The organism is Paraburkholderia sp. SIMBA_054 (genome assembly GCF_046534875.1).
Lineage (GTDB): Bacteria > Pseudomonadota > Gammaproteobacteria > Burkholderiales > Burkholderiaceae > Paraburkholderia > Paraburkholderia hospita.
On the sequence record NZ_JAWRXV010001944.1, the window covers coordinates 1 to 209 of the forward strand.

Genomic DNA, 209 nt, shown 5'->3' on the forward strand with positions numbered 1-209 from the left:
TTCGCCTGCAGGATCTCGTTGACCGTCGCCAGCATTCTGGTTGACAGTTCATGGGCCTCAAGCAGGTGGCGGAATCGCAGGATCGTGCTTTCGTCTGGCAGCCGCGTCATGCCCGTGTCCAGCAGCGCGAAGTCCCGATACAACGGGATGTCGTGTAGCGCCTCCTCCATGGCCGGGTCCGAGAGACTGAACCACTGCTGCAGGAAGTG

1 protein-coding gene is annotated in these 209 nt (G+C 61.2%); it reads right to left on the reverse strand.

Going from position 1 to position 209, the window contains the following annotated elements:
* Positions 1-209, reverse strand: a 209-nt coding sequence (locus SB822_RS61805) for a transposase (RefSeq protein WP_410859766.1), incomplete at both ends; no start/stop codon positions are given.